The sequence below is a fragment of the Neoakkermansia glycaniphila genome, assembly GCF_001683795.1.
GTDB lineage: Bacteria > Verrucomicrobiota > Verrucomicrobiia > Verrucomicrobiales > Akkermansiaceae > Akkermansia > Akkermansia glycaniphila.
This window is the reverse complement of sequence record NZ_LIGX01000012.1, coordinates 1-12,688: the sequence shown is the minus strand read 5'-3', so window position 1 is coordinate 12,688 and position 12,688 is coordinate 1. Positions and strand designations below refer to the sequence as shown.

Here is a 12,688-nt window from a genome sequence, read left to right as displayed (position 1 = left end):
GCGAAAATGGCTTGCAATAACAGAATCGGCTTTTATGATGGGCAAAGCCGCCTTGCTGTCATACAGGCAGGTGCGGCTATTGCATTATTCCTATCCGTCTTCTTATGAAATTGCATCTTCCCACCGGACTCCGTGCTGCTCTCATGACCTGTTATGCTGCCGTCGCCTGTTCTGTTACGCTCTCCACCGGTACCCTGTTCGCAGGTGCAGGCCTTGTTGCCGCAGCCGGACTGGCACCGGTAGCTTCGGCTGCCGCTACGTTGCCCGGAACCTATGACCAGACCGTAGAAGTAACGGCGGCGAACAGCACGGCCATCACGCTCGCCGCCGGACAGGCGGGACTTGTCGATTACAAGAGCGGGGAGGCCTATACGGGAGCCGTGACCATGGCGGCGGACGGTTCGAGCACGCTCGTCCTCCTGCTGGAGCAGGCGACCGGCAATGCTTCGTTCGGGAGCGCCATCACGAATACGGGCAATATTATTGTTTCCGGCGCCGGGAAGACTCTGGAATTGACGCAAGGGCTGGAAAGCTACGGCAGACAGAATTGGACGATCAATACCAATGCAACATTGAAGGCCAACAGTTCCATCTGGTTGAACGGAGAAGGGGCTGCCGGTATGATTACGCTTGAGCAGGGCAGTTCCCTCGTGTATGGCAGTCATAATTCCAGCATGCTCGGAGCATCCGGATTTGTGTTCAACGGTACCGGGACGGTATCGGGTTTCAATGATGCCGGTACCATGGGAACAAACTGGGGTTTGACGCTGCTGGACAATGCTTCCATCAAGGTGACGGCCGCAGCGAGCGGTTCGACATTGAGTATGACCCGCATGAGCGTCCGGTCCGGGATGGTTTTCGATATTCAGGGCGCAGGCACGGTGCTGAACTTTTCTTCGCAATTGTCTTCTATTGGAGTAGGTGCGTCGAAAACCGTGACGATTAAGGGTGGCGGTACTCTTGATTTTACAGGTTCGGCATATACCAACGCCGTGGAGCTGGGAGGCGTCAATTTCTCAGTGACGGAAAGCAGTGTGTTGAAATTGAACAATGCCGCCGCTCGGCAGACTACTGGTTTCACGGGTATTGCCTTAGGCAATTCCGGCGTGCTTGATGTGACGGTGACGGCCGATCTGTCTGCATGGAACAACGGCAGTATCACCGGAACTGCCGGTAGCCGGGTCGTTTTGAACGGCGGAGGGAACCGCTGGTACGGCGGCTTCCTGACCAGCGCTTTCGCTACCGGGGGAAATGTGTTCAAGGGGACGATCGAAGTGGCTTCCGGCCGCATGGAGATAGGATCGAATACGGGGCAGTTCGGCGATGCCGGTACGAGCTGGATCGTGCGCGATGGTGGCCAGGTCTATTTCGGCAACGGTACGTATAACGGAAACATCTCGATTGAAGGAACGGGCTGGAATGCCAGTTCGGATATTGCCAAGGGCGGATGCATTCGTGCGGACGGTGCGACGCTTGCAGGCAATATTACGCTGCTGAACAATGCTTCGATTACTGTCTGGAGCGGATCGACTGGTACCCTGAGCGGCAAGCTGCTCGGCAGCACGACTCTGGAAAAACTGGGTGCCGGAACGCTCAATGTTTCGAATGCCAATGCTCTGAAGGATTTTACCGGTAATTTGAAGCTTACGGGCGGTCTCGTCAACCTGAGTATGACGGCCGATATGGCGATGGCGGGGAAGCTGATGCTGAACAGCGGCACCGTGGATGTAACGCGCTCGGATGTCTATGGACGCCGTTTGTTCAATGGAGGCGTGGAAGTTTCCGGCTCCGGCAAGATCACGCTGTCGCGGACCGGGTTGATCTGGATCAATTCCCTGACGGGGAACGGTACGGTGAATTTCGAGCGTACGGGCAGCGGTACATATTTCTCATCCTTTGTGCTGGCCGGTGACGGAGACTTCACCGGAACCATTACGGTGGGCCGTAACGATGCGACGCAGAATTCCTACCTCGTGCTTCAATCCGCCAATGCGGCGAAGAATGCGACGGTGACCCTGCAGAACGGTTCTTCGCTGGCCCTGACGGCCAATACGACGATTGCCGGATTGAACGGCGCAGCCGGTACGATGATCGTCGGCATGGATGCTTTGGCTTCGACTGGACAATACGATCAGAACATGCCGACGAAAGGAACGGCGCGGACGCTGACGGTCAACGGAGGCGGCAACTACGCGGGTAGCATCGGGGCCAATGTGAGCCTTGTGAAATCCGGTGCGGGCACTCTGAAGCTGACGGGCGCGCTGGATGCTTCCAGCAGCTATTCCGCCACGGGCGGCACGCTTGAATTCGGCCAGACCGGCAACCAGACGCTGACGGTCAGCGGCAGTAACGGTGCGACGCTCGCTTTCACCGGCGGAGGCAAATATACGTTGGCCGCCGCTGGGGATTTCTCCGGTGCGGTACTGGGTATTTCCAACGGTTCCACCGTCATCATGGGCGGTGCGGGAGTGGCAGGCCTCGCTGTCGGCAGCGGTCTCAATTACCTGAACATCACGAGCACCTCGCCAAGCTATGCCCTTGGCACCATCAGCGGCGCCGGGAGTTTGGTGCTCGAATTGGCGAATGCCTCCATGAAACTTGTTGCCGATGATATCGGCGATACGGCTCTGTACCTGAAGAATGGAGATGCCCTGTCCCGGTTGACGCTTGATGAAACCGGCATTCTGCAAGCGGTCGCGCTGGCGGAGTTGACCGGCTCCACAACCGACGATCCGGCGGGCGAATATTCCCGAGTCGGCGGCGGAGTTGTGCTTCAGAGCAATTTGGAGATCGGTTCCCTGATGCTGATGGATAAGGCAGGGGATGCCAATACCCTGACGATTACGGATTCTTTCACGATCGGCGAGAAACTGACGTTTGCGGGTACGGCCGGAGGCTCGTTTGCCCTGCAGGGTGGGGCCTTGACGGTCGATACTCTCATTGCCAATAGCGGCTTGCTGAACCTCAACAATACCCTGACAACGGCGAATTCGCTGCAAGGTGTCGGGCGTGTCAATTTGGGTAGCGGTTCGTCACTGGTACTCAATGGAGCGGGGACGTTCGGCGGCGTGGTCGGCATGGCCGGCAATGCCGGATTGTCTTTGGCGAACGGCGCTCTTGGCACGGGGACGATCAACATCTCCGGCACGGGCAACAAGCTTGAATGGCTTGCCGGCAATACGGCCGATTATTCCGGCAAGTTGACGGTGGCAGCGAACAGCGGCCTGACCTTGAACACCGGAGCCAACAACGTCGGCTGGGGAACAGCCATCGGCAATACGGCCGATTATACCAAGACAGGTTCCGGAACGCTGACCCTCTCTGTGCTGAACGCCATCAAGGGTGCGCTGACGATCGACGGCGGTGTGGTGAATTTGACCGCAGGCGGCGATAACGGTTCGATCAATGGTACCGTTGTCATCAAGAATGGCGTGTTGCGCCTGAATGGCGGAGACGTGACGGGATATGGTGAGGGCAACAGGATCAGCGCCATTACGATTCAGGAAGGCGGCGAAATGGTGATCGGTGTGACGGCGAACCAGACGTTCTCCAACATGACGCTGACGCTGCAAGGGGGCAAGATTTCGGGCGTAGCGAATTCCAACTTCGATCTGTTCAGAAACGGTTCGAAGGTCGTCACGCTGGCTTCCGCGCAGACATCCACGATCTCCACCAACTTCAACCTGCGCCAGGACAATACCCAGTTCGACATTGCCAAAGGCACGACGGCGAACGGTATCGATCTTTTGGTTTCCGGAGTGATCGGCAATGGTGATAACGGCAACCACAACTTCATTAAAAACGGCGCGGGCACGATGGTCCTGACCGGAGCCAACACATACGGGGGCACGACGACCATCAACGGCGGCACGTTGCAGGTAGGTAATGGCGGTGCATCCGGTTCGCTCGGTTCCGGCACGGTTTTCATCAATGCCAACGGCACGCTGGTATTCAACCGGACGGATGAATACACGTTTACCAATACAATCGGCCTCGATGCGAATAAGAGCACAGGCCACATTGATATCATGTCCGGCACCTGTACATGGAATACCGGTTCCCAGGGTAACTTTACCGGTACGCTGACGGTGTATGACGGCGCGACGCTGAAACTGGCTTCGAACACCTACAATGTCATTGGGGGAACGGGCCACCGTACCCTGATCGAGGCAGGGGGCAGGGTCGTCTTTGCCGTAGGTGGGACGGATTGCCATTCCTACGGGCAGATCGAAGGGGCGGGCCATGTGGAGATCGCATCTGCTGCCGACAAGATCATGTACTTCGATTGTGCGAACACCCTGTACACGGGCGGCACGATCGTCAAATCCGGCACGGCCGTGATGAATCAGGTGGGGGCGCTCGGCACGGGTACGATTACTCTGCAGGGCGGCGTACTCCGGGCTGCCGTGGGGCATGCCTTTGCCAATGCGGGCGGCACCAATGCCCTCGATATGCAGGGCGGCACGCTGGCTGCCTCCGGCAATCAGACTTTCTCTTCCACGGTGCTGACATCGGGAGTGAGCACGCTGGCCTTGACTTTGAACAATTCGGGTGGTGCGGCAAGTCTGCTGAGCCTGGATCTCGGTACGCTGACTCGCGGCATCGGCTACGGTTCTCTGAATCTGGCATTGACGGGCGGCCCGGATGTGACTCTGACGGGTGCCAATGTCAACGACTATCTGCAGCTGAAGGCAACTGTCGATGGGGACAATACATGGCTGGCTCGTGCCATCTCCTACAAGATCGGCGACCAGCTTTACCGCGCAACCGGGTACGATACGGACACGCGCGTGATTTCGTTTGCGGAAGCTTCCACGACCCAGCTTGTGCAGAATTCTCCGAGCGGTACAGCCCTCGATTATATCCGCACGGGTGGTGCGACGCTTGGCGCAAAGAGTGAGGAACTCGGCGGAAGTACCTACGAAATGCGCAGTCTTGCGATTGAAAACGGTACGGGTGAAGGTGATTCCAATGCGCTGGTGCTGAATGGTGTCACGCTGAAGGTGAACGATGTGCTGTCCTATGGCGCCACAACAGGGCCGGCCTATACGATTGCCAATGGAGATGCCGCCGGTTCTCTGAATGCGAAAGCAGTCGTTCTGACGGGAGGTACGTTGAATCTCAACGTGACGACGAGGCAGATCGGCACGATGGCCGGACAAGGCACCATCGCTTCCAGCGGCGGCACGACCGCCGTTTCCGATGCGATCGACGGTTCTCTGACGTTGAATCTGGCGAACAGCGCGGCCTTCTCCTTCACGGGAACGACCGGTTCGTTGGCTGCCATGAATGTGGCTTCGGGCAGCTCGGCTGCCTTCCTGACCGGCAAAACTTCCCTGTCCGGCACGCTGGCCCTTGCCAATAACGGTTCCTCACTGCAGGTGGGACGTGCCGCTTCGGAAGGAGTGGCGGCTTCCAACGCCGTGCTGACCATGCAGAACCTGCAGGTGAATACCGGGGGCGACAACAACAGCACTTCGCTGAACATTGCAGCCGGTTCCGTGATGAATGTGCTTGGCACGACCAACGGTTCCGCCGGGGAAGGTTCATTTACGATGAGCGTAGCCGGAGGCACGTTCACGACAAATGTCAACGGCACGTTGAATATCAATAGCGATATATCCAATCGCGACGGTAACGGCACGCTCAATATCAACAATGGCGGCGTGATGAATTTCCGCAATGGATTGGGCATTACGCGCAATGGCGCAGCTTCCAACTGGGGGCGTGTGACGTTGAACCTGAATGCAGGCGGCACGATGAACATCGGTGCGGGCGGCATCAAGGGCAGCGTGGTTCATACCATGAACACCATCAATCTGAACGGCGGCACGATCGGCGCACTGGCCAACTGGACGTCGTCCGTCGCCCTGAATCTGCAGGGTGCCGTAACCTTCAATACCGAGCTGTATGTGGCCGACGACGGTTCCGGCGCAACCAGCGGCTACAGCGGACAGGCCGGAACGATCGGCTTGAGCGGAGCATTGACGGCGACGGAAGCCGGTTCTCTGGTGAAAGACGGCCTCGGAACGCTCACGATTACGGGCGCTCAGGGCGGTTTCGGCGGTACGATGACTTCCCTCAAGGGTACGCTGGACATTTCCGGAACGACGGGACTGGGCACGAACGCCGTTTCCCTCGTGCTGGACGGCGGCGCACTCAATGTCGGCAGCCTGAACGGCGGCATGACGGTGCGTTCGGCCGCGGCTGGCGGGCAACTGGGCAATCTGACGTTGAACGGCGGCACGATCAATATCGACCTTGCGCTGCTGCCCGATGCGGGTACTGCGGCCTACACGGTGGGTACGCTTTCCGCAGGCGCGGGCAAGACGACGTTCCACATCGAGAACTTCGCCTCTCTGGCGCTGGGCGAGCATACATATACCCTGTTCAATGTCACGGGAGCCAATAACATCACGACGGAAGCCTTGCAGTCTCTGGTCGGTGCGTCGGGCCTTGTGATCAGCGAGGATTCCCGCTCGAAGCTCGAATTCACCAGCAGTGCTTCATCCGTGACGATGAAGTACACGAATGCCGGCATCGCCACGCTCGTATGGCAGAATACGGCCAATAACTGGCAGATGAAAGGCTCTGCGGATGCATGGGCATCCGGCTCCGGCACATTGGCGGATACCAGCTTCCACACCGGGGACAACGTGATCTTCAATGCGCAGTCTCCAGTTCCCGCGGTGGCTGAATCCGTGAAGCTCTCCGGCCTTGTGGCTCCCGGTTCCATCACCGTGAACGGCGGCAATTACAGCTTCGACAATGCTGCGGCGGATGCGCGCGGCTATCTCTCCGGCAGCGGCAAGCTGACGATGGCGGGCGGCACGCTTGCCATCAACACCAACAATAAGGGTGTGGCCGCTTCGGAAGGCGTCGCAGCCATTGATCCGTGGTCGGGCGGAGTCGCCTTGAACGGCGGCACACTGATTGCCGGAGCGGATGGCGCGCTTGGCACGGGTACGCTCGTGTTCGGCGGCGGCACGCTGGAATTCGTCTCGGCGAATGCTCTCGGCGGCGCCATGAGCATTGCGGACAATGCTTCGGGCACCCTGAAATGGGGGGCTGGCAATACGATGAATTACACGGACAATCTTGTGTCCTTCGGTGCGAATTCGACCCTGAATATCTTCAGCAACGGCAATACGTTCAACATGAACCAGACGCTGGCCGCGGGCCAGAAGCTGGTCATCAATGATGTGTTTGCCGGTAACGTGACGCTTGCCGGCACGGGAGGTACCTTGGAAATTGTCCAGAATGCGAGCGTCAATTCCGCCATCTGGCAGGGTGCGAACTACATCGTGAACGGCGGCCTGACATCCGGCGGAGGCGGTATGTATACCTCCGGATCGATCAGCGGTTCCGGTACGTTGACCTTCAACAATACGGGAGGCACGTTCACATGGGCGACCTCCGGCAACGATTTCACGGGCGATATCCGCCTGACGGGATCCAAGCTCGTGGTCTTCGGCGGAAACGCCCTTGGCACGGGGTCAAGTTTCCTGACGAATGGAGGTGCGGCGTCCTCAATTGATATCGGAGCCAATGCCACGCTGGTTCTGAACCGCCAGTTTGCCGCAGCCGACAAGGCCGCAGCCAAGGCGAATGCACTGGTGATCGGCAACCTGACCGGCAGCGGCATCATCCGCGGCGACTATACCACCAATACGGCGGATTTCAGGGAACGCTACATTTCCACGACCGTTGCTTCGGGTGAAGCCGTGTATGGCGGCATTTTCCAGCGGCAGACCAATACGGACGTCGGCCTGCTCAAGAATGGCGCGGGTACGTTCGTCCTGACCGGAACCAATACTTCGATTGCCGATCTGGATGTGAATGCCGGTTCCATGGTTCTTCGCGACGGAGGCGTATGGGCGGGCGATATCAATGTACTCGGTACATCCTCTCTGGCTTTCGACAATAATATCGATGTGACGCAAAGCAGGAATGTGACATCCGCAGCAGGCGCGACCATTACCTTCCAGAACGGCAAGACGTATACGCTGGCCGGAGCGGCGAATGCCATCGGCGGTGCGGTCGTCGTGCAGGGTGGAAGCAAGCTGGCTGTCAGCGGCACATTCGGCACGGGTTCCGTCTCTCTGGCGACGGCGGCCGATACGCTGGAATTGAGCGGAACGAACAAGACGCTTTCCGGAGCCATCAGCGGCAACGGCGGCGTGATCGTCTCGGGTGGGGAAATCACCCTGAGCGGCGCCAACTCCTACAAGGCCGGAACGACTGTTTCCGGCGGTACGCTGATTCTCGGCTCGACCGGAGCCGCGGGCGATGGTATCATTGCCCTGACAGGCGGTGCCTTGAACGTCAATGGTCAGGTTGTGCTTAATGGTGTAGCGGCCAATCAGGGAACCTCCTCCATCATCGGTGGTGCAGATTCTTCCATCGGCGCCTTGACAGTGGGCTCCGCCGATGCGGCGGCCACATTGAACGTATCCGATGCGTTGACGGTGGCTTCCATCAACGTGCTTGCGCGGACCAACGGAAATAATACCTTGAATGCCACTGGCGACCTGTCGGTGACGGGTGCCTTCAATGTCGGGCAGAACGGTACAGTTGCCCTTGCTTCGGCTTCCCTCGGTTCCGGTCTGTCACTCGGTCAGGATGCTGCGTTCAGTTCCGGAGCCTTGACCGTTTCCGGCACCGTGTCCACAGCGACGGGAGCTTCCATGAATACGGGAGCCGTCACATGGAACGGCACGGGCAAAACCTGGAATCTGGCCAGCCTCTTCCTCAACCCGTCCGCATCCGTGTGGACTGTCGGAGGCAACCTGAGCTCCACCGGTACGGTGAGCGTCGGTCTCGACAGGACATTTGCCGCGACTCTGGCGGATGGCGACTACAAGGTCGCCACGATTACGGGAACGTGGGATCCGGCGCAGTTCAACCTGCAGGATCTGTCGGATATTTCCGATATTTACAAGTACACGCTCGAACGTTCCGATTCGGGTACCGATCTTGTCCTGCGCGTGCGTGTGGACACCGGAAAGGCTCTCGTCTGGAACGCAGCAAACGGCGCTACATGGTCCGATGCGAGCGCAACGGAATGGGTAGGGCAGGCCACCGCTCCGGCCGGCAAGATCGTCTACTTCAACACGGATCCGTTCGGTGATGCGACGGAATTGACGGTCAACATCGCGGCGGCGGGAGTCACTCCCACCCAAATCTTCGTGGAAACGAACAAGACGTACATCTTCCAGGGCGGTTCGATCAGCGACGCTCCCGGCGTAGCCTCGACTCTTACCGTGCAGGGCGCAGGCATCCTCCGCCTTGACGCGGCGAACGCCTATACGGGCGGCACGACCCTGAAGGACGGCACCGTCGTCATGAACAATACGGCTTCCCTCGGTACGACCGGCAGCATCTCCTTCGAAGGCGGTACGCTGGAATACGGCAGCATGGCGGACTGGAGCGGGCACGATATTTCCGACCGTTTCGTCGTCGCGCAGAATGCCGACCTCAACCTCTCCGTTGCAGACGGCCGGACTGCTTCCATCGGCCGCCTCGGCGACACGATCACCGGAGCCGTCACTCTCGTCAAGACGGGTCTCGGCACCTTGCAACTGACGCAGAGCTACATGGGCGACATCGACCAGAAGGCTGGCGCACTCACGCTGAAGGGTTCCACCTACGGCGGACAGGTCACCGTGGATGAAGGCTCCTTCCTGCATATGGACGCCAACCAGGTAACGACGTTGAACAACATGTTCGGCGGCACGGGTACGGTGACGCTCGACTCCGGCAGCTTCTCCATCCTTGGAGCCGGTACCGCCGAAGTTGCGCTCGTGTACGGATCCTCTCTGGCTGGCCCTGCCTCCATGATCTTCCAAAGCGGTACGGAACTGGCTGGCGGCATCGATATCCAATCGACCTCCACCGGACTGGTGCTTGCCGGCAATGCGGCAGGTTCGCTGATCTCCGTTTCCGCAGCCATCACAGGCGAAGGTCGCTACCTGAACCTGCAAAACGGCATCTTCACCCTCAAGGGTGCAGCCGCCACGGACAGCACGGCGGGACTCGCCGTCTCGAATACGGCCACTCTCAAGCTGGACGGGGCATCCACCGTGCTGCCCTCCCTGCATACGGTTGAAGGCGGCATGGTGGAAGGCACAGCCTCCCAGAACCTCACCCTGCAGGAAGGCGTACTGAACGGCATTCTGAGCGGTGCCTTCACGCTGAACGTGCAAGATGCTGACGCCTCTGTGGCGTTGGGCGCTACGGCTCAGTCGGACGGAAGCACTCTGTTCAATGTGGGCGGCGGCATTCTCGACCTCGGCCAGACGGCCCTGACGAACTCCCTGACCATCACGGGCGGCAAACTGGCTCAGGCGGACAACTGGCTCGGCAACGTCACGGCTTCCCTCGGCAGCCGCGATGCGGACGGCCATGTGATGGGCAATACGGGTACGCTCGATCTGGGCGGCCTCCGTGCCGGATCTCTGAAATCCGTCACCCTTCCGGGCCATGCAACCGTCACGAACATCGGCACGGGTACCGTAGCTCTCGACCGTGGGGACCTCCGCTTCACTCTGTCCAACATCACGACAGACACGCATACGGGTACGGCCATGATCGTCTTCAACAACGGCGGTACAAACACGCTGACCATGTCCGCAGGCAACAAGCTGTATATCGACATGGATGACGAAGTGATCGCTCTGATGCGCGATCTGGCCCCGGCCGATCCGCTCGACTTCACGGGCAAGCAGGTCAAATTCGTCGTAACTGACGGTTCCCTCGGATTCACCAAGGCCAATGCGGCCGACTTCGTCACCTTCAACCCGCTCCTTGAAACATGGGGCCTGCAGGTGGCGGATGTACAGGGCGGCACGCTCATCGTGGACGGCAATCTCGAAGTCTGGTTCGCCAGCAAGCTCGGGGACATCACCCGCTACGACGATCTCGACCCCTACCGCGGCCTTGTGGTGGATCGCAACATGACCATCTCGCTGGCTTCCCCCACCGCCCCCGGAGAAACGCTTGTCGTGAAGAACCTCTACGGCATGAACCGCTCGGATCTGAGCATTACGGGTGCGATGAATCCCGACGGCTCGCAGGGCACGGCGAACGTCACCCTGATGAACAGCGTGAATACCACGTTCTCGGGCAACATCACGGCCGACAGCAACACCGCTCTGTCCAAGACTGGCAGCGGCACGCTGACGGTGCAGGGCAATCTGGCTGCCCGCGGTACGCTCGATGTGCAGGAAGGCACGCTCGCCCTTGCTTCAAAGGGTGAAAACAGCCTGAATTCCGTCGACATCTCGCACGGGGCCACCCTCTCCCTGCAGGGCCGGGGCGGCAATACCGTAGCCACCACGCTGAACTCTTCCGGCGGCATCCTCCTCGGAGAAAAGGCAAAACTGACCATCAACGGCACATCGACGCTGATGGAAGGTTCCACCCTGAACGGCATGAGCGGCTCGGCTGTCGAAATCGTCTCGGGCGGCTCGCTCATGATTGCTGCGGGAGCAGGAGTTGAAGGCATCGGGTTCGACCTGAAATCCGGCTCCCTGCTGGATGTCGCTTCCGATATTCGGGCAGCCTCGTTGAACGGCTCCGGTTCCCTCTCGGGTGCGGGTTCGATCGCTCTGTCCGGCGGCAACGGCACCTTCGCAGGTGCCATGAACGCCTACTCTGGCACCTTGAAGCTTGAAGGCGGAAGCCAGACGCTGGCCGGAGCCGGATCGACGGCGGCCTCGCTCGTCGCCGTGAATGGCAGCAATCTGGTACTCGACTATTCCGGCAGCAATGCACGGTATGCTTCGGTGGCTATCTCGGGAGGCAGCACGTTGACGCTCCTAGCGAACAACGGGAGCGGCACGAACAACCAGCTCACGCTCAGCGGCAACAGCACGGTAGCACACGGCACCCTCGCGCTCACCCTCAACACCGACCCCGTCCAGAACCTCTCCGCAGGCTACATCAACATGGCGGGCGGAGCCGCCCTCGGCTTCGGAGAAGGCAGCGTCATGCGCTTCAGCGCCAGCAGCAACTCCAAACTCATCCAGGGCACCAGCCCCGTTGAAATCGTCATCGTCAACGGCGTCACCACCGGCTCGGACAACATCACCGTAGCCTACGACCAGCTCTTCGGCAAATACTTCGATGCAGCCGGCTCCCGCCTCGAACAGCGCGGCAACCAGCTCATCCTCGTCACCGCCGCCAGCCGGTCTCCGTACTACGAAACCATCGGCCTCAGCCACAACGCCCAGGCCGGCGGCGCCCTCCTCGACCGGGCCCTCCGCACCGTCAACCCCCAGGCTGAAAACCCCGGCAGCGAACTCGCGCAAGCCATGAACGCCATCGACAGCCGCATCTCCGCGGGCAACCGCGCCGGAGCCTCCCAGCTCATGGCCGCCATCTCCGGAGCCACGGTCACCACCCTCAACGCGGCGCAGCTCGGCACCCAGGAACGCAACATGCGAGCCATCCGCAACCGCACCGTCACCATGGGAATCGACCCCTCTGTCGTCCAGCAGGACCTCCCCTACTGGAACGCCTGGGCCAGCTTCAACGGAGCCAACAGCGACATCTCGCAGAACGGAGACCAGCCCGGCTACAAACTCAGCAGCTGGGGCGGCACCATCGGAGCTGACAGCGACATCAGCCGCCACATCACCCTCGGCGTCGCCTTCACCGCCAACTACGGCAAACTCACCGCCACCGG

1 protein-coding gene is annotated in these 12,688 nt (G+C 59.9%); it reads left to right on the top strand.

The genetic code is table 11. From position 1 onward, the window contains the following. Positions 1-104: 104 nt before the first annotated feature. On the top strand, positions 105-12,688 hold a 12,584-nt coding region (locus AC781_RS03270; protein ID WP_067773460.1), incomplete at its 3' end, for a beta strand repeat-containing protein.